Consider the following 18604-nt stretch of genomic DNA (forward strand, 5'->3'; position numbering starts at 1 on the left):
CTTATTTGTCTTCGATGACGTAAGCGCCTCGTGTATTGATTTCAGAGAAATACACATCCACACCCAGACCAATTTTTGAAAACATTTCTTTGCCTGCTTCACCTACAGCTTCAGCAATTTCTTTCCCTCGAGAAAGCGCGAATAGCGTGGGACCTGAGCCAGAAATTCCCATTCCTAATGCACCCGCGACCTTTAAGGCTTCTCTTACTTCGTAAAAACCCGGAAGCAATACCGCTCGATAAGGTTCTGCAATCACATCCCGAAGTGATCTTGAAATCAATTCAAAATCACTTTCATATAAACCTGCAATCAATCCTGCAACATTTCCAGATTGGATCGTCGCATGCTTCATAGGTATCTGATCTCTAAGCACCGATCTAGAGTCCGCAGTTTTCAACTCGAAATGTGGGTGTAATAAGGTACAATACAAGCCTTCTGGTACGGGCAGTTTGATCACATCCAAAGGATGATAATCTCGAATCAACACAAAGCCTCCTAGTAAACTTGGCGCTACATTATCAGCATGCCCAGCTCCACAAGCCACCTTTTCTGCAGCTATCGCAAAAGGCAAAAGATCTTTTTTCTCGAAAGGATCACCCAAAAGCCTGTTAGCAGCAGCTAATGCCGCAATGGCACTTGCTGCACTAGATCCCATTCCCGAGCCCAAAGGCAAACCTTTGGTTAGGTAAATGTTCATTCCAACTTTAGAATCCAATTCATCCAACATGGCTTGAATGGCCACTGCGCAGGTGTTTTTCTCAGCTTCTAGAGGAAGCTTCCCACCGTCTCCTTCTATAGAAACGACCACTAATCCCGGCTCATCTTTCAGAACCAGCTCTACAGTATCACCCATGGCATCAATCGCGAAGCCAAGGATATCAAATCCACAGGACACATTCGCGACAGTTGCAGGAGCATAAGCTTTGACGGAGCGCAACATTATTCTCTAGTGTAGTTACCTATACGAATCACATCTGCAAATACACCTGCTGCAGTTACATCTGCACCAGCACCTGGACCTCTGATGATCATAGGTCTATCTCGATATCTATCAGTGGTCAAGAGAATCATATTATCGCTTCCTCCCAATCCACTGAATGGATGTGAAATTGGAAGCGAATTCAAGCCAACTTTCGCTTTACCATTCTCCAAAGTCGCCATGAAGCGTAATTTCTCTCCTTTCGCTTCAGCAGTTTTCAGCATTTCAGCAAAGTCTATATCGTGTGTTCTCAGCACTTCAAAAAATTCTGGAACTGAAGCTAAATTCTGACAATCCTCAGGAACCATGCTTTGGATCTCGATAGAATCAAATTCCAAATCTTGCTCAGCCTCACGACCCAAAATCAGAATCTTTCTCGCCACATCCATGCCACTCAAATCATCTCTAGGATCTGGCTCAGTGAAACCAAGTTCCTTCGCTTTTTTCACCACTTCAGAGAAAGGATCTCCTTTTTCTAATTCGGAGAAAATATAATTCATGGAGCCAGAAAGCACCGCTTCAATGCGAATCACTTTATCTCCACTTAGCATCAAATCCTGTAAGGTATTGATCACAGGAAGGCCAGCCGCCACATTGGTTTCGTAAAGGAATTTCACGCCACGTTTTTTCGCCAACTTCTTCAATGCTCTATATTGCTCCATAGAGCCTGAATTGGCTTTTTTATTAGGAGTCACAATCGCAACCTTCGCTTCAAGAATTTTGGTGTACAATTCTGCCACATCCTGACTTGCGGTACAATCCACAAATACAGAGTTGGAGAAATTCATCTCTTCCATAGTCTTGATGAATTTGCTGAGGTCAGTTTTGGTGTCCGACTCGCTCAATTCATATGGATTGGAAAGGTCAAAGCCATCTTCATGGAAAGCCATGTATCGACTATTCGCCATTCCATGAATCTGGATGTCCAGCTCATTTTCTCCTCGCAATTTCTGCTGCTGATTGGTAATCATTTTAATCAAAGCCTGCCCAATCAAACCAACTCCTACTAAGAATACGTGGAGCACTTTATTTTCTGAAAGGAAAAAGGCCTCGTGAAGCGCATTCAGAGCTTTCTGCAGATCTGGCTGAGGAATAACCGCTGAAATATTTAATTCCGAGCTTCCTTGCGCAATAGCACCTACGTTAATGTTATTTCTTCCCAATGCACGGAACATTCGTCCTGAAGCTCCTGGGTTATGCTTCATGTTTTCACCTACTACAGCTACAGTAGCCAAGTCATGCAACAAGATTACTTCGTCCATTTCACCAGACTTGATTTCGTAGAAAAACTCCTTTTCCACTGCCTCCTTCGCCAGATAAGACTCATGAGTTTTGATCGCCAAACAAAGGCTGTGCTCTGAAGAAGCCTGAGAAATCAATAGAATATTAACTCTTGCTTCTGCCAATGCTTTGAATACACGACTTGTACCTACTACAGAATCCAGCATTCCTGCTCCTTGCACGGTGACAATCGAAACATTTTGAATAGAGCTAATTCCTTTTATCAATGCTCCAGGGCTTACTTCTCCATTGATTAGGGTGCCTGGATTTTCTGGTTCAAAGGTGTTTTTGATATAAATCGGGATGCTTTTGCGCATCGCAGGCTGCATGGTCGCCGGGAAGATTACTTTTGCCCCAAAATGCGAAAGCTCCATCGCCTCATTGTAGCTCAACTGAGGTATTGTAAATGCTGTATACACCAATTTTGGATCTGAAGTCAACACTCCGGAAACATCAGTCCAGATTTCAAGATTTTCTGCGTCTAAAGCTGCGGCAAAAATAGCAGCAGTATAATCTGATCCAGATCTTCCAAGCGTAGTAGTCTCTCCTTTGGCAGTAGAAGCAATGAATCCTGTGATCACTTTGATCCCATCATGCTTCGCAAAGTAATTTTTGATAGCTGTATTAGTAACTTCGAAATCAACTTTGGCCTGACCAAATCGATCATTAGTACAAATCACCTCACGGGCATCGAGGAACTGGGTTTTGAATCCATGTCCCTGCATAGACTCAGCAAGAATAAATGCTGCAAGTCTCTCTCCAAAACTTGCCACATAATCAAGTGTACGAGGAGAGTTTTCCTTGATAAGGTAGATACCATGAAAAAGATCTTCAAGTTCTTTAAATCGCACTTTCACGAAAGTCATCACGGTGGACTGGCTCTGCACTGAAATAAGTTGGCGTACAATGGTCAAATGCTTCTCTTCCAGAGTTTGAAGCACTTCTCGGTACGCTTCATCACCTTCTCTTGCTAGCTGAGCAATCTTCAATAAGCTCTCCGTTACCCCACCAAAAGCAGAAAAAACAATGGCTACTTCATGCTCTTTGAGTTTGTCCTTAATGATGGAGAAAACTCGCTGTATATTTTCTGGGTTCGCTACGGATGAGCCACCGAACTTGATGATTTTCATAAAATAAAACTTCTGAAATTAACTACTGGGAAATTAATATAGACCTATTAAAAGGCCACGGGGGCGGGTACTTTATAAATTGCGACGGGATCAACCCGTAATCGTGGTACCAATCCATGTCGTCATAGAAAAAGTGGTGCAGGCTCTCGCTTCCATAGCTGGAAGTAGATTTAGGTCTGAAGAGATTTTTACTGCAAATACCATAACTGGACAATTGACAGGACAATCTTACTGCCAAAATTTCTATTAGCCAAACAATCCATTAGAGTTTTTTGAAAAAAACCGAAACTCTGTTAGAAATACCTCAACAATTTCACCAAAAACTGAGAATTGAGTAGAATCATTTCCCTTCTCCTCAAAACACAAAATTGAATTTGGACACAAATCCCTTAAATTAGGTAAGCGCTAAAGCCTTAAACTAATGAGAGCTGTAAAAACCTTATCGATCGGACTTCTGCTCCTGCTTTTTTCAAATTGTGGAAGCACCAAGTCTATAAATCCCCTGAATCTGTTGACGGGAAATAGCTGGGCACTTTCCTCACTTATGGGCAATGGACTCGATATGAATCAATTCGTCGGTGGCATTCCTTCATTAAGTTTTCTGGAAGGAGGCAAACTCGCAGGATTTACCGGTTGCAATAATTTCTCGGGAAACTTCTCACTGGAAGGCACAGGACTACAACTGGATCCTGGAGCAATTACCAAAAAAATATGTCCCGGCTCAGGAGAACAGGAATTCATGGCCACTTTAAACAAAGTCGGGGAACTGAAAGTAGGGAAAGACAAACTCACCCTACTCGATGGAGCCACCGAGTTGATGAGTTTTGTCCCAAAGAAAGACTAAGTTTTAGTTATTGTAATTCTGTAATCGTAATAGATTTTCCTCGGAAATCTAACTGATCATTTTTTTTATGGCCAACCAAAATCTCACCAAGTGGAGAATTTTTGCTTAACATAAATAGTTTTTGACCATCTACAGTTACTTGCCCCAAGCTGATTGAAATCAAATATTTATCTGATCCAACTTGAACCAAGCTACCTTCCTGAACAGTGGAGGAAGGTTCTTTGATGGCCTGAAATCTACACAGTTCATCGAATTCAAAATTCGCTTGCTTGAGCTGATTCTCCACAGTCATAAGATCACGGGACATAGTTTCTCTGCCAGTCTCGAACTTATCGCCTGCACTACTTTTAGTATCCTCCAAAATCCCATCATTGATCGCCTTTCGCTCGGTCTTCAACAGATTGATTTTCTCTTTCACCTGCGCGATGGCAGTCTGGTATATTTTTTCTTTAAACGTATTCATAAATTATCAAAAGCAGCCGTCTTTTCGGCGAGTATCGATGAGGTAAACAATTTTCCAGCCTTCGGCCATTTTTACTAATTGAAAGGAATTCACGCCGCAATGGCTGAATTGGTCATTAAAATAGAACTCATAGGGCGTCCAGGCAGTAGCCATTGGCCCATCAATATTGATTTTGTAGTCGGTGATTCTCTCGTCAAGCTTCGCTTCTGTAGGCAGACTTCCTATTCCCTTGACGAAATCAGCAACGGAACCAGCTTTTACCACACCAGTCTCACCAATCGTTTCTATAGTTTGCATGATTGCATTCTCTGAGAAAACAGCAGCAATCTGATCTGCATTTTTAGCTCTCATTCCGTCAAAAAGAGATTCGATTACGGCTTTTACAGCATCTTCATCAGACTGAGAAAAAGCCGGGATTGCCAGCATCAAGGCCAAAAACGAGAGTAAAAGAGGTTTCATTTTCATAAGGATAATTTATAACTTAAACTTCACCATAAAGTTTGAATGTCATATTTCGCAATGCATGCATATTTACAGCATAATGCATGGTCTCAGCGATCTCATCCGCACGTACCCATTTGCTAAAATCAGCATCTGGCATAGACTCACGGTTTGGAGGAGTATCTATAATACTTGGCACAAAAACATGCGATCTGATGGGTGTATTCTTGGTCTCCTCACCCACTATTTCAGCTAGCGAGATGACTAATTTCTTACTCAAAGAATAGGCCAAAGTCCCACCCGCATCCTCAATCTGCATGGCCGGTCTAGCTCCTACAAAAAGGAAAGTCCCTTTGCCTTGCTTTTTCATAACAGGTAAAAAGCCTTTTACTAAATGAAATGCTGAGAAAAAATTCAGCATGAACATTTTCTCCAGATCAGCCTGACTTGTATCTGCTATTCCTCCCATTGCAAATCCGCCGACTAAAAAAGCCAACGCATCTAGATCTCCATATTGCATGTGGTATTCTTTGATAAACTCAGCAACTGCTTTTTCATCAGTCACATCCACTTCATACGAATCATCCGCTTCTTCGACCTCATGGTTTTTGCCAGGATGCAGAAGCGCTATGATGTGATATCCTTCACGCTTAAACTTCTCAACAACTGCTGAACCCAAATTTCCTCCTGCGCCTGTGATAATGATATTTCTGCTCATACTACTCCGGAATTCTTTCTGATATTTGTTAAAATTAGGCTTAATTTTTCAAAAACGACATGAATCAACTCAAAAGCATCATTAAGAATCAGGAAAATAAGAGAAGAAGGAACTTCCTTTTTAAGCTGATTTTACTGATCATTTTGATTGTAGGTTTTGAATCAAACACCTGGCTCACACCATTTTTTGAACGCTATGTAATATTAGCTAATGTGGTTCGCGCATTGATTTTCCTTCTTAGCGGAAATCTTATCATCTCCCTTGCTCGAATTATCACGCTTCAGTTTTACCTCAAAAGAACTGAGGAGTCCAGAGTGCAACCCAACTTCGTGATTGGTATTGATCGTCTTGCCACTTTGCTGAATATGATCGTCATCTTGGTGACTTTCATGTTGCTTTTTGGTGTCGAACCATTAAAATTCCTTACCAGCATTACAATCGTAGCTGCAGCAATTGCTTTGCTCACCAAAGATTACATCACCAATATTGTGAATGGCTTGATCATCATGTTTTCGGATCAGTTAGAGATCGGGGATAAGATTTTGATTGGGAAAAATGTTGGTTTCATTCGAGACATCACCCTGATCAATATGGTGCTGAAAAGTGAAACAGGTGAGATTATCATCGTCCCAAACACGCTTGCTTTGACTTCTGAAGTGGTGAATTACTCCAAGAACAATTCGCATCAGATGATATTTGATTCGGAAGTACCCTTCTACTCGAAAATTCAATTGCAAGAATTAGAAACTCAGCTCAACAACGTCTTGGATGAATTTTCAGAGTTTGTTTACGTAGAAGGAGCCCAGCTAAATGTGATCGAAAGAAAGCCTGAAAGCATTATTGTCCGTTATCAATTCCCAATTAAGTCAGGCGAAAAGGCAACAGAAGTCAAGGTGAGAAAAGTAATCAATCAAGAACTTATCAACTGGTCTAATGAAACCCGAAAAGCTTAATTACTTTGATCTGGTATATCAAGTCGTCCGATTAATCCCAAGCGGAAGAGTGACCAATTACGGTGCGATTGCTCATTATTTGGGAATAAAAAGTGGTGCCAGAATGGTAGGGTATGCCATGAATGCAGCACATACCATGTCAGATGTTCCCGCTCATCGAGTCGTAAATAGCCAGGGATTATTGACAGGGAAGGGACATTTCTCCACTCCCACTGAGATGCAGGAACTCTTGGAAAAAGAAGGAGTAAAAATTGAAAAAGACAAAGTTCAGAACTTTGATAAAGTATTCTGGAATCCAGATATTGAACTGGCGCTTTGATAGGTTAAAAACACAATACGAAGAGCGCTATTCTTAATTGCATCTTGTGAGATACAACAATCTGTCAATATTATATCTTGAAAGATACATTTTGATATTAAAACTGTACCTCATACGATACAGTTCAAGATTTAAGACTGTACAAATCAAGAATCAAAGTTGTACAATTTCAAAATAGAAACTGTACAATTTCAAAGTAAAGCTTGTACAATTTAAAAGTAACACCTTTATTTGCACAAGATGAAGGTAATTAATAGACAGATATACAATGCTATACGGGAATACCAAAACAAATACCCTATACTAGCACTCACTGGGCCAAGACAATCAGGAAAGACTACGCTTTTGCGAACACTATTCCCAGATTATCGCTATGTCAGTCTCGAAAATCCAGATAATCGAGAATTTGCCTTGAACGATCCCAATGGCTTTCTGGCAGAATACGACGATCAGGTGATCTTCGACGAAGTCCAACAAGCTCCTACTATTTTCTCCTACCTACAAACCATCGTGGATAGCAAACCTGATAGAATGGGAGGATTTATTCTTTCTGGCTCACAAAACTTCCATCTTATGGAAAGGATAACTCAGAGTCTAGCTGGCCGAGTGGCTATTTTCAAGCTTTTGCCTCTGGACATCCAAGAGTTATCAGCCGCAAATTTGCTTGCAGACGATCCTTTTGATCAATTGATTCATGGATTTTATCCGGCAATGTATGATCGAAAGATTTCGCCAAGTGTATTCTACTCGAATTATATCCAAACCTACGTCAATCGTGATGTGACAGAACTAATGGAAGTCAGAGACTTGAGACAGTTCCAGAATTTCCTGAGTTTATGTGCGACACGTGCTGGTCAGCTCTTGAATCTAAGTTCCTTAGCCAATGAAGCGGGAATCACACAACCCACAGCTAAATCTTGGCTTTCCGCTTTAGAGTCGAGCTACATCACGTTTCAATTATATCCATTTCATAAGAATTTCAGCAAACGGGTAGTGAAGACGCCAAAGCTTTACTTTTACGACACTGGGCTTTTATGTCACTTACTCAAGATCAACAAGCGGGAAATGCTACTTACGCATCCAGTAAAAGGCGCACTATTCGAGAATATGATGATCGCTGAGTTTTTCAAACAAATGCACCATAGTTATCAAAATCAAAGTCCTTGGTTTTGGAGAGATAACCATGGCGATGAAGTGGATCTGCTTTTGGACAAGGGAACATCGCTTGATATATTTGAAATGAAAGCCAGTGAAACAGTCCTCAACGAAAACTTCAAGGGCTTAGCAAAATTCGAATCGATTTCTACCATTCCATTATCCTCAAAAGGACTGGTGAATGCAGGTAGTCTGAATCAAAAAAGATCCTATGGAAACGTAATATCATGGAGAGACTTCCCTGCTTTCTCCTGATCCACCATTTCGCCAGGAAACAATCTTCCTATTCAAAGACTCAAAGTCTATCACTTAAGGCTCTTTTGTTTAATCAGTGAAAATCCCCGACAATTACCTCCGCTTCACTTGTCTCCTTTCAGAGATTAGCGGTAATTTGAAGTCTCAATTCCCCAAGCTGTATGTATTTAATTTTTGATACCGAGACCACCGGCCTTCCCCGCGATTACAATGCTCCCATGTCTGATGTGGACAACTGGCCAAGGCTAGTCCAGCTCGCATGGCAACTGCATGATGGGAAGGGAAATCTGATTTCCAATCATAATTACATCATCCGACCAGATGGATTTACCATTCCATACAATGCTGAGAAGGTCCACGGGATTTCTACCAAGCGTGCCTTAGCAGAAGGACATGACCTAAAGCAGATCCTTGGAATATTCGAAGGAGATGTTCAAAAAGCCACCTATCTGGTGGGACATAACGTCGAGTTCGATGTCAATGTAGTCGGATCGGAATATTACCGAGCGGAAGCGACCATGCCACTGACGGCAAGGCAGCTGGACACCAAAGACATTTCCACAGATTTTTGTGCGCTTCCTGGTGGTCGAGGAGGCAAATTCAAATGGCCCACACTTACTGAACTTCACCAAAAACTTTTTGGAAAAGGCTTCGGCGATGCCCACGATGCGGCTTATGATGTGGACGCTACAGCTCGCTGTTTCTTTGGACTGATCACGCAGGGAGTGCAAGCTCCAGTCGCTGGAATCACGGTTCAAGAAGTAATATATGAAGCGCCGAAGCTGGAGGAAGCAAACTTTGCGCAAGCAAAAGACACGCAGAAAGCTGCCGCAAAGGATGTCCTGAAACAAGCTGGAAAAGCCGATATCTCGGATCTTACCGACATCCCATTCACACACCTGCATGTGCATAGTCAGTATTCGGTACTGCAGGCTACATGTGAGATTCCTGCTATGGTAGCTCGCGCAAAAGAACTGGGAATGCCAGCCATTGCGATGACTGATCATGGCAATATGATGGGGGCATTTCACTTCGTGAAAGAAGCTTTGACAAAAGACATCAAACCGATTTTGGGCTGTGAATTTAACCTCTGTAGGGATCGAAAAAACAAATCAAACAAAGACGATGGCTACCAAACCGTCCTCTTAGCAAAAAATAAAGCTGGCTATCACAACCTTGCAAAACTAGCTTCCTACGCCAATATCGAGGGTTTCTATTATTTGCCCCGTATTGATAAAGAGCTTTTGGTTCAGTATAAAGGCGATCTGATTGCCACGACAGGCGGACTTTGGGGAGAGATTCCATTCTTGATTTTGAACGTGGGCGAAACCCAAGCAGAGGAAGCTTTTGTCTGGTACAAAGAGCAATTTGGAGAGGACTTTTACGTAGAGCTGAATCGACATGGAGTTCCTGAGGAAGAGAAAGTAAATGAAGTGCTGCTGGAGTTTGCTAAGAAATACGATGTGAAGTATTTCGCAGCAAATAACTCTTACTACAGTCTGAAATCAGATGCTAAAGCACACGATGTGTTGCTTTGTGTAAAAGATGGGGAACTGTACGACAAGCCTAAAAAGTACATTGGTAAGCGTGGACGCGAGTTTCGCTATGGCTTCCCCAATGATGAATTCTACATCAAAACTCCCGATGAGATGAAAAAGCTCTTCGCGGATATGCCAGAAGCCATCGAGTGTACCAATGAGATTACCCAGAAAATTGAAACCTATAAACTCGCACGAGAGGTGCTTCTTCCGGCCTTTGAAATCCCTGATGAATTCAAACATGCCGAAGATGAAGTGGATGGTGGAAAACGTGGAGAAAATGCTTTCCTAAGACACCTTACTTATGAAGGAGCGAAGAAACGTTACAAAGAAATCACTCCTGAAATCCAAGAGCGATTAGACTTTGAACTCGCCACTATCCAAAACACCGGATACCCAGGTTACTTCTTGATCGTTCAGGATTTCATCGTTGAGGCGAGGAGAATGGGAGTTTCTGTGGGGCCAGGTCGTGGATCCGCAGCAGGTTCTGCCGTTGCTTATTGCACGAGTATCACCAATATTGATCCAATCGCATACAATCTCCTTTTTGAGAGATTCCTAAATCCGGATAGAGTATCCCTTCCCGATATTGATATTGACTTTGACGATGAAGGTCGCCAAAGTGTGATTGATTATGTAATCAAGAAATATGGTTCTAATCAAGTAGCCCAAATCATCACTTACGGTACAATGGCTGCGAAATCTGCCATTCGAGATACTGCTAGAGTGCTGAATCTTCCCCTTGCTGAAGCTGGAAGATTGGCCAATTTGGTACCTGACATCAAATTGAAAGCACTTTTTGGCTTGGCTGGAAATAGAGCTGCTCTTTCAGACAAACTGAAAGGTCAAGGCGAAATGATTGCTAAAGCCGATGAATTAATTAAAATCTCGAAAGGACAAGATGAATCTGCTAAAACGATCAATCAGGCCACGATGCTTGAGGGATCAGTGCGAAATCTAGGAATCCACGCCTGTGGTGTCATCATCACTCCCGATGACATTACCAATTATGTGCCTGTCGCTTTAGCAAAGGATTCCGACATGGTTTGTACTCAGTTTGACAACTCAGTCGTAGAATCTGCGGGTCTGCTGAAGATGGACTTTTTGGGTCTAAAAACCCTGACGCTTATCAAAACAGCCATCAGAATTGTGAAGGAAAGACACGGAATCGAACTAGATGCTGATCATTTCCCGATCGATGATGTGAAGACCTATGAGCTTTTCCAACGTGGTGAAACAGTCGGTATCTTCCAGTATGAATCTGCTGGGATGCAGAAATACATGCGTGAGCTGAAGCCTACTGTTTTTGCAGATTTGATTGCCATGAATGCCTTGTATCGCCCAGGGCCTTTGGCATATATTCCTTCTTTTATCAAAAGAAAGCACGGAACGGAGCAGATCGAATACGATCTGGATGATATGAAGGAGTACTTGGAGGAAACCTACGGAATTACGGTTTACCAAGAGCAAGTGATGCTTTTATCGCAAAAACTCGCAGGATTCACCAAAGGTGAGGCGGATGTTTTGCGTAAGGCAATGGGTAAAAAGCAAAAGGATGTCCTGGATAAGATGAAGCCAAAATTCGTCGAGCAAGCTTCAGCCAAAGGTCACGACGCCAAGAAACTTTCGAAGATCTGGACTGACTGGGAAGCATTTGCCTCCTATGCATTTAACAAATCCCACTCAACTTGCTATGCTTGGATTGCCTATCAAACAGCTTATCTAAAAGCGCATTATCCTGCGGAATATCTTGCTTCTGTTCTAAGTAACAACATGAATGACATCACGCAGGTGACGTTTTTCATGGAAGAATGTAAGCGGGCTGGGATTCCAGTTTTGGGACCAGACGTGAACGAATCCAAAAATGGATTTACCGTAAATGCTGCAGGAGAAATTCGATTTGGAATGGCTGCTATCAAAGGTGCCGGTTCTGCTGCAGTAGATGCCATCATTCAGGAACGTGAGAAGAATGGCCCTTATAAAAACATTTTTGAGTTTGCGAAGCGTGTAAGTTCCAAGGCGCTCAATAAGAAAACTATGGAAGCTCTGGCGATGGCAGGTGGATTTGATTGCTTTCCTCAGCACCATAGAAGACAATATTTAGAGGCTGCAGACAATGATTTAAATTTGATCGAGAAGGCTACCAAGTACGCTCAGAAAGTACAGCAGGAAGAAGATAGTAATCAAGTTAGCCTTTTTGGCGGAGGTGCTGGAAACATGGAAGTCCCACTTCCGACTATTGCCCCAATGGAGCCTTTCACGCAGCTGCAGCAATTGAATATCGAAAAAGAAGTGGTAGGTCTTTACATTTCAGGTCATCCGCTCGATCAGTTTAGACTGGAAATAGAGTCTTTTACCAATGCTTCTTTGCCTGATCTGAATGACTTGGAAAGTCTGAGAAATCGAACTGACATCAAACTGGCAGGATCAGTTTCGACTTTTGCGCATCGCACAACCAAAAACGGAAAGCCATTCGGAACTCTGACGCTGGAAGATTATCAGGGAGCTTTTACCTTCTTCTTGTTTGGAGATGATTATGTGAAGTTCAAAGAATACTTTATGCCAGGCTGGTTCTTATTTATCAGTGGAACAGTAGCCGGTAAGCGCTGGGCGGAGAATGAACTTGAATTTAAAATTGCCAACATTACGCTACTCGATGAAATCCGTGGCAAAATGGTGAAAGGCCTTCGTGTCAACATTGATCTGGATGATCTCACAATGGATTTGATGGAAAAGCTGCAGGCAATTACAGAGAAATATAAGGGAGATGCCAAGTTGTATTTTGATGTGGTGGACCGCAAGGAGAATATTGCTTTGGAGCTTTTCTCTAAAAGATTCTCTATTGATCCAAGCGCTGAAATGATCAAGGAACTGAAGGAAATCCCTGAGGTGGTATATCGGGTGGTTTAAATTAAACTTGAAATATTCTAAATCTAATCTAGTCTCCCAAAAGGTTTTAGTCATAGTTTCTATCAATTCCTGATAGACAAAAAAATTAAATCCTTCGGAACTTATTAATACGCTATTGGCTTTTGGTCATATATTTGAAAACTCTGAAATTTAAAAACCAAACATACAATGTCAAAAGCAATAGAAATTACTGACGCAAACTTTGAAGAAATCATCAAATCTGAGCAGCCAATCCTAGTGGATTTTTGGGCAGAATGGTGTGGGCCATGTAAAATGATCGGTCCAGTAGTAGAAGAACTAGCTGGTGATTATGACGGAAAAGCCATAATCGGAAAAGTGGACGTGGACGCAAATCCAGGCGTAGCTCAAGCATTCGGTATCAGATCAATCCCTACGCTTCTATTCTTCAAAGGTGGAGAAATTGTAGATAAGCAAGTTGGAGCAGTTCCAAAATCTGTTTTATCCCAAAAACTAGACGCTCAACTTTAATTAGTTGACTATATTACATTCAGAGCCGCAAGGAATTCCTTGCGGCTTTTTTTATCTTCAAACTTTATGGCGGAGCAATTAATTTCTTTATCTGAATTTTGGAGTTTACGGGATCAATTCCCATTGATCGATGCGCGCAGTGAAGGAGAATTTGAACAAAGCCAGATCCCCGGATCCATCAACATTCCAATCCTGAATAACCTGGAAAGGATTGTAGTAGGAACACTCTATAAAGAAAAAGGATCAGAAGAAGCGACAATCAAAGGTTTCGAATTGGTTGGCCCTCGGTTTCACCTAATTCTAAAAGATGTTCTCAAGCAATTCCCTCAGAAAAAAGTAATTGTCTACTGTTGGCGCGGGGGAATGCGAAGTCAAATACTATCCTGGCTACTGACCATGGTAGGTTTTGAAGTTTATCGTCTGAAGGGCGGATACAAAACATACCGAACCTATAGCTTTGACTTGGTGAGACAAGACTGGAACCTGCTAGTCTTAGGAGGCAAAACCGGAACTGGTAAAACTAGATTACTTCAGAAACTCCAGGAAGCTGGCGAGCAAATTATCGACTTGGAAGGACTTGCGAATCACAAAGGATCTTCCTTTGGATCAATCGGACAACCTGCTCAACCCACTGTAGAGCAATTTGAAAACATATTCGCAGAAGCTTTGCGTAAGCAAAATCCAGAAAAATTTATTTGGATAGAAAACGAAAGTCGGAAAATCGGAAGACTGATTCTGCCGGACAAATTCTATCATCAAATGCTGGCGGCACCGCTTATTGATATCCTGAAAACTGAACAAGAGCGAATCGATTTGATCGCTGAAGAATATGCTGTATTGCCCGCAGATGAATTAATACTTGCTGTTTTGCGACTAAAAAAACGTCTGGGCGGTTTGCGTACTTCGCAGGCTATCGAAGCAATAGTAGAAGGAAATCATCCGGAATGGATATCCAACATGCTGATCTACTATGATAAAGCTTACACATTTGACTTGGATAAGCATGCCGAAGGAAAAACAATCCAACTAGACCTATCTGGAATTGACCAAGATACATCCATCAAAAAACTACTCGATGCAAAAACCAAATTCCATGGAAAACACACCAACAAGACTGACTGAATGGAGTGAAGGCTCCGGCTGTGGGTGCAAGATCGCGCCAGCAATCCTTGATCAGATCTTAACGGCGAGCGGATCTTTTTCACAAAATGACCCAAATCTTCTGGTTGGAAATTCTCATAAAGATGATGCGGCTGTGTATCAGGTTTCCGAAGATTTAGCAGTGATCAATACAGTGGATTTCTTCACACCGATAGTAGATGATCCCTTTGACTTTGGGAGAATCGCTGCTGCAAATGCCCTTTCGGATGTGTATGCTATGGGTGGTAAGCCAATATTTGCTAATGCAATCTTAAGCTGGCCTGTAGAAAAACTTTCTCCAGACCTGGCCGCCAAAGTCATGGAAGGGGCAAAGACTATCTGCAAAGCTGCAGGAATCGAATTAGCCGGCGGGCATTCTATCGCTGCAAAGGATCCGATTTTTGGACTTTCAGTAAATGGAATTGTACATCCACATAAGATCAAAACGAATAACGCTGCAAAAGCCGGAGATATCATTTACCTCACCAAGCAGCTTGGGGTAGGCGTACTGGCAACAGCGCTGAAGCGTCAAAAAATTACGGATAAGGATTACCTGAGTTTGGTTGATACGGCCTGCCGATTGAACTCTATTGGTGAAATACTCGGCAATCATGAGGAAGTTCATGCTATGACAGATGTCACCGGATTTGGATTGCTGGGGCATTTGATAGAAATGTGTGAAGGCGCAGGTCTTTCTGCTGAGATAAACCTCCTTAAACTTCCTATGATTGAAGGTGTACAGGAATACATCAATCAATTTATTTTCCCTGACAATACCTACCGCAACTGGAACGCTTACAGCGCTAAGACAAAAGGTGTGGTAGGAATGGACTTGGTAAAACTTTGTGACCCTCAGACAAGCGGAGGATTGATGCTTGCTGTAGACCCTGAAAACAAAGCTTGGTTTGAAGACTCCATGAAGCAGCAAGATCAAGTAATTTGGGAAATTGGTCGCTTCATTGAAAGAAACGAACAGGTGGTGGAAGTTTTACCATAGCATTACTTATTGTTTATTATCTTAACAGAATTAACAGCCCAAACCTATCATGCAAAACCTAAAAAACCTTTTCGCATTACTCTTGCTGTTTACCTCTAGTACACTTTATGCTCAACAAGCTCCGGAGGGAACATCCAGTGAGCTAGTAATCCTCAACGTAAAGACTGGAGAACAGAAGACAATCTTAAAAGAAGTCAGACATTTCGAAGCACCAAATTGGTCTAGAGATGGAAAATACTTACTCATCAATTCTGGAGGGCATCTCGAGAAAGTAGATTTTGATGGCAATAAATTAGGGCAAATTCAGCCTGATAAAATCTCCCGCGCAAACAATGATCACGGGCTAAGTTTCGACGGAAAACTTCTTGTGATCAGCAAAAGTGATCAAGACTTTGGCTCTCGAATTTATACCGTTCCACTTGCTGGTGGCGAGCCAAAATTGATTACGCCAGAACATCCAAGCTATTGGCATGGAATCAGTCCAGATGGAAAAACATTGGTGTATTGCGCTCAGCGAGATGGAGCATGGGATATATATGCCATCCCAACTGCAGGAGGTACAGAGAAAAGGATTACCACTGCCGAAGGTCTTGATGATGGCCCTGAATACTCTTATGACGGCAAGTGGATTTATTTCAATTCTAACCGTACAGGAAGCATGCATGCTTATCGAATGAAACCTGATGGAACTGGTGCCGAACAACTCACCAATGACTTACTGGACAATTGGTTCCCACACCCATCTCCTGACAATAAATCAGCAGTGATTATTTCCTACTTAGAGGATCAAAAAGGATCTCACCCATTTGGCAAGGACGTTAAACTTCGCTTGCTCAATGTGGAGACTAAAGAAATCAAAGATTTAACAAAAGTCTTCTACGGCGGTCAAGGCACGATCAACGTGCATAGCTGGTCGCCTGATGGCGAATGGATAGCTTTTGTGAGATATCATAAGCCTTGATTAGATCAGCGGTGAAACGCCACCTGACACCATGAATTTCATCACGTCGGAGCTTTTCACTCCTATTAGCGGCGTTACTTTGTCTTTGGGTACTAAGAATACATTCCCAGAGACATTGTAGCTATGCGGGAAATAAACGGCTACCATGTCAGGCTCACCAACAACCGACATATCATCCTGAGTGATAAAACCCAAGCGAATAAAAGTATCACTTAGCTGTACTTTCACTGGGGAGGAGAATTTCTTTTTGTCTCCGACAAAAGCTCCCATCAAGTCCTTGATACTTGTGTAGATCAAATTTACCAGAGGAATGCTAATCAGTCCTCGCTCAAACCAATCAAGAATAGGTTTAGCAAAGAAAAGGCTTGCCATATATCCCATGAAAGTGATCAAACCGATTACCATCAAAATCCCAATTCCTGGAATGGGAGCCGGAATAAGGTTATCCAAAAATAGGATAGTTTGATAAATGATGTAGAGGGTTACTGCAATTGGAGTGATAAATAACAGCCCTCTAAGAAAATAGGAAATGATACGTGTGTAAGTAAATTTCATCGATGTAAAAGGAAAATCCTGATTATTACTCAATAATAATCAGGATTTATACTTGAAGATACTTTTCAGTCTATTTTTCTCGCAGATTAATCTGGAAGGATTTTCACTTTCACACTCTTGTAATAAATCACAGATTTAGGATCGTGCGCTTGAAGAGCGATAGTACCATGATCAGCTTTTTTGGTACCTAGACCATCTTTACGGTTTTCATCTTTAGACTGATCATATACATTGACAGTTTCTCCATTGATTTTCACAGTGACTACATCACCTTGAACGATGATATGCTCAGTGTACCATTCTCCGTCTTTTACATAGACTTCTTTCACATCTTGGAATGAATATACACTACCTGTTTTTCTCCAGTCCGTATGGCTTTGATTTACTTGGATTTCATAGCCTACGTTTGGCCAGCCATCTTCTTGGTACTCCGTATGGACAAAAATACCGGAATTCGCGCCAGGCATGGTCTTCAATTCAGCGATCACTTCGAAATTATTGAAGTCATGATTTGCTACATCTCCATTATAAAAAGCATGTCCACGTGGGCCAGCCACTTTAATCACACCATCTTCAACCTGAAAAGATTCAGATTTTTCAGAAATTTTCCAGCCATCAAGGTTTTTACCATTGAAAAGCTCGATCCAATCTCCACTTTGAGCGGAAACTGAAAATGTAAGTGCTATGAAGCAACAGAATGTTAATAGGGTTTTCATAAGAGACAGGGTTTTTGAATAATACGTTTACAGTGTAAAAGTTACTAGGTAATTGACAAATATCAATTACCATTAAAAACAAAAGCTCTGAGATACTATCCCAGAGCTTTCAAATATATTCTTAAACCGAATGTGATTACAAATCAATACCCATAAAGGACATAAATGCCAATCCCATCAATCCAGTCAAAAGCATGGTAATCCCCAAACCTTTCAAGCCATTTGGGACATGGGAATATTTCAATTTCTCACGGATAGCTGCTAATGCCACAATAGCTAACAACCATCCTACACCTGATCCGAAACCGTAAACGGCAGATTCTGCAAGTGTATAATCTCTTTGTGCCATGAAAAGTGAGCCACCTAGAATCGCACAGTTTACAGCGATCAAAGGAAGGAAGATACCTAAAGCACCATAAAGTGCAGGAGCAAATTTCTCTACGATCATCTCCACCAATTGTACCATTGCAGCAATGATGGCAATGAACATGATGAATTGTAAGAATGAAAGATCTATCTCAGCCAAACCTGGACTGATCCAAGCTAATGCTCCTTCTTTCAAAACATACTCGTTTAGCATCCAGTTGGTCGGTACAGTTACTGTCAATACAAATATTACAGCAGCACCAAGACCCATTGCAGTACTTACTTTTTTGGAAACAGCCAAGAATGAACACATTCCAAGGAAGTAAGCGAAAATCATATTGTCGATAAAAATCGACCGAATACCTAAATTAAATAAATCCATTTTTTCGCTAAT

Annotated in this window: 17 protein-coding genes; 9 read left to right on the forward strand and 8 right to left on the reverse strand. The window is 41.7% G+C overall.

Annotated elements, in window-relative coordinates; genetic code table 11:
• Position 1: 1 nt before the first annotated feature.
• Together ESV85_RS00175 and thrA are read right to left on the reverse strand one after the other, a co-directional pair.
• Entirely contained in the window at positions 2 to 940 is a 939-nt protein-coding gene (locus tag ESV85_RS00175; RefSeq protein WP_191321866.1) for a homoserine kinase, read from the reverse strand.
• Complete coding sequence (gene thrA, locus ESV85_RS00180; RefSeq protein ID WP_146914276.1) at positions 940 to 3390, reverse strand: bifunctional aspartate kinase/homoserine dehydrogenase I; 2451 nt, start codon at positions 3388 to 3390, stop codon at positions 940 to 942. Before thrA ends, ESV85_RS00175 begins: the two co-directional genes overlap by 1 nt.
• A gap of 421 nt (positions 3391 to 3811) precedes the next feature.
• On the opposite strand from thrA, the gene ESV85_RS00185 reads away from it, so the two are divergent.
• Positions 3812 to 4234, forward strand: coding sequence for an META domain-containing protein (locus ESV85_RS00185; protein WP_146914277.1), 423 nt, complete (start codon positions 3812 to 3814; stop codon positions 4232 to 4234).
• A gap of 7 nt (positions 4235 to 4241) precedes the next feature.
• Here the strand turns inward: ESV85_RS00185 and ESV85_RS00190 are convergent, their stop codons facing one another.
• The 3 genes from ESV85_RS00190 to ESV85_RS00200 are packed head-to-tail and all read right to left on the reverse strand — an operon-like array spanning position 4242 to position 5856.
• On the reverse strand, positions 4242 to 4697 hold the full coding sequence (locus ESV85_RS00190) for a hypothetical protein (RefSeq protein WP_146914278.1): 456 nt from the start codon (positions 4695 to 4697) through the stop codon (positions 4242 to 4244).
• Positions 4698 to 4703: 6 nt separating this feature from the next.
• On the reverse strand, positions 4704 to 5156 hold the full coding sequence (locus tag ESV85_RS00195; protein ID WP_317130762.1) for a nuclear transport factor 2 family protein: 453 nt from the start codon (positions 5154 to 5156) through the stop codon (positions 4704 to 4706).
• Positions 5157 to 5178: 22 nt separating this feature from the next.
• Positions 5179 to 5856, reverse strand: a complete 678-nt coding sequence (locus ESV85_RS00200; protein ID WP_146914280.1) for an SDR family NAD(P)-dependent oxidoreductase — start codon at positions 5854 to 5856, stop codon at positions 5179 to 5181.
• Between the two features lie 59 nt (positions 5857 to 5915).
• On the opposite strand from ESV85_RS00200, the gene ESV85_RS00205 reads away from it, so the two are divergent.
• The 8 genes from ESV85_RS00205 (at position 5916) to ESV85_RS00240 (ending at position 16573) form a co-directional block, all read left to right on the forward strand.
• Positions 5916 to 6809, forward strand: coding sequence for a mechanosensitive ion channel family protein (locus ESV85_RS00205; protein ID WP_146914281.1), 894 nt, complete (start codon positions 5916 to 5918; stop codon positions 6807 to 6809).
• Complete coding sequence (locus tag ESV85_RS00210) at positions 6790 to 7128, forward strand: MGMT family protein (protein ID WP_146914282.1); 339 nt, start codon at positions 6790 to 6792, stop codon at positions 7126 to 7128. Before ESV85_RS00205 ends, ESV85_RS00210 begins: the two co-directional genes overlap by 20 nt.
• 240 nt (positions 7129 to 7368) lie before the next feature.
• Positions 7369 to 8538, forward strand: a complete 1170-nt coding sequence (locus ESV85_RS00215; RefSeq protein WP_146914283.1) for an ATP-binding protein — start codon at positions 7369 to 7371, stop codon at positions 8536 to 8538.
• Positions 8539 to 8699: 161 nt separating this feature from the next.
• A complete protein-coding gene (gene dnaE / locus ESV85_RS00220; RefSeq protein ID WP_146914284.1) occupies positions 8700 to 12986 on the forward strand; it encodes a DNA polymerase III subunit alpha in 4287 nt (1428 codons plus the stop codon).
• Between the two features lie 168 nt (positions 12987 to 13154).
• Positions 13155 to 13475: a thioredoxin gene (trxA, locus tag ESV85_RS00225; RefSeq protein ID WP_092898939.1), complete on the forward strand. Its 321-nt coding sequence runs from the start codon at positions 13155 to 13157 to the stop codon at positions 13473 to 13475.
• Positions 13476 to 13541: 66 nt separating this feature from the next.
• Complete coding sequence (mnmH, locus tag ESV85_RS00230) at positions 13542 to 14597, forward strand: tRNA 2-selenouridine(34) synthase MnmH (protein WP_146914285.1); 1056 nt, start codon at positions 13542 to 13544, stop codon at positions 14595 to 14597.
• Positions 14569 to 15612 (forward strand): selenide, water dikinase SelD, encoded by a 1044-nt coding sequence (gene selD, locus ESV85_RS00235; protein WP_146914286.1) that lies wholly within the window; start codon positions 14569 to 14571, stop codon positions 15610 to 15612. The genes mnmH and selD overlap by 29 nt, the downstream gene beginning before the upstream one ends.
• 49 nt (positions 15613 to 15661) lie before the next feature.
• Entirely contained in the window at positions 15662 to 16573 is a 912-nt protein-coding gene (locus tag ESV85_RS00240; protein WP_146914287.1) for a TolB family protein, read from the forward strand.
• Here the strand turns inward: ESV85_RS00240 and ESV85_RS00245 are convergent, their stop codons facing one another.
• The 3 genes from ESV85_RS00245 to nqrE form a co-directional block, all read right to left on the reverse strand.
• On the reverse strand, positions 16574 to 17128 hold the full coding sequence (locus ESV85_RS00245; protein ID WP_146915127.1) for a DUF502 domain-containing protein: 555 nt from the start codon (positions 17126 to 17128) through the stop codon (positions 16574 to 16576).
• 86 nt (positions 17129 to 17214) lie between these two features.
• Complete coding sequence (locus ESV85_RS00250) at positions 17215 to 17844, reverse strand: DUF1080 domain-containing protein (RefSeq protein ID WP_146914288.1); 630 nt, start codon at positions 17842 to 17844, stop codon at positions 17215 to 17217.
• A gap of 136 nt (positions 17845 to 17980) precedes the next feature.
• Complete coding sequence (gene nqrE / locus ESV85_RS00255; RefSeq protein WP_146914289.1) at positions 17981 to 18592, reverse strand: NADH:ubiquinone reductase (Na(+)-transporting) subunit E; 612 nt, start codon at positions 18590 to 18592, stop codon at positions 17981 to 17983.
• Positions 18593 to 18604: the final 12 nt, after the last annotated feature.

It is taken from the genome of Algoriphagus aquimarinus (assembly GCF_007997215.1).
Taxonomy (GTDB): domain Bacteria; phylum Bacteroidota; class Bacteroidia; order Cytophagales; family Cyclobacteriaceae; genus Algoriphagus; species Algoriphagus aquimarinus_A.

Excerpts from the sequence above, each read along its gene's own strand:
- ESV85_RS00175 (WP_191321866.1), bottom strand. The coding sequence starts at position 940 with ATGTTGCGCTCCGTCAAAGCTTATGCTCCTGCAACTGTCGCGAATGTG.
- thrA (WP_146914276.1), bottom strand. The coding sequence starts at position 3,390 with ATGAAAATCATCAAGTTCGGTGGCTCATCCGTAGCGAACCCAGAAAAT.
- ESV85_RS00185 (WP_146914277.1), top strand. The coding sequence starts at position 3,812 with ATGAGAGCTGTAAAAACCTTATCGATCGGACTTCTGCTCCTGCTTTTT.
- ESV85_RS00190 (WP_146914278.1), bottom strand. The coding sequence starts at position 4,697 with ATGAATACGTTTAAAGAAAAAATATACCAGACTGCCATCGCGCAGGTG.
- ESV85_RS00195 (WP_317130762.1), bottom strand. The coding sequence starts at position 5,156 with ATGAAACCTCTTTTACTCTCGTTTTTGGCCTTGATGCTGGCAATCCCG.
- ESV85_RS00200 (WP_146914280.1), bottom strand. The coding sequence starts at position 5,856 with ATGAGCAGAAATATCATTATCACAGGCGCAGGAGGAAATTTGGGTTCA.
- ESV85_RS00205 (WP_146914281.1), top strand. The coding sequence starts at position 5,916 with ATGAATCAACTCAAAAGCATCATTAAGAATCAGGAAAATAAGAGAAGA.
- ESV85_RS00210 (WP_146914282.1), top strand. The coding sequence starts at position 6,790 with ATGAAACCCGAAAAGCTTAATTACTTTGATCTGGTATATCAAGTCGTC.
- ESV85_RS00215 (WP_146914283.1), top strand. The coding sequence starts at position 7,369 with ATGAAGGTAATTAATAGACAGATATACAATGCTATACGGGAATACCAA.
- dnaE (WP_146914284.1), top strand. The coding sequence starts at position 8,700 with ATGTATTTAATTTTTGATACCGAGACCACCGGCCTTCCCCGCGATTAC.
- trxA (WP_092898939.1), top strand. The coding sequence starts at position 13,155 with ATGTCAAAAGCAATAGAAATTACTGACGCAAACTTTGAAGAAATCATC.
- mnmH (WP_146914285.1), top strand. The coding sequence starts at position 13,542 with ATGGCGGAGCAATTAATTTCTTTATCTGAATTTTGGAGTTTACGGGAT.
- selD (WP_146914286.1), top strand. The coding sequence starts at position 14,569 with ATGGAAAACACACCAACAAGACTGACTGAATGGAGTGAAGGCTCCGGC.
- ESV85_RS00240 (WP_146914287.1), top strand. The coding sequence starts at position 15,662 with ATGCAAAACCTAAAAAACCTTTTCGCATTACTCTTGCTGTTTACCTCT.
- ESV85_RS00245 (WP_146915127.1), bottom strand. The coding sequence starts at position 17,128 with ATGAAATTTACTTACACACGTATCATTTCCTATTTTCTTAGAGGGCTG.
- ESV85_RS00250 (WP_146914288.1), bottom strand. The coding sequence starts at position 17,844 with ATGAAAACCCTATTAACATTCTGTTGCTTCATAGCACTTACATTTTCA.
- nqrE (WP_146914289.1), bottom strand. The coding sequence starts at position 18,592 with ATGGATTTATTTAATTTAGGTATTCGGTCGATTTTTATCGACAATATG.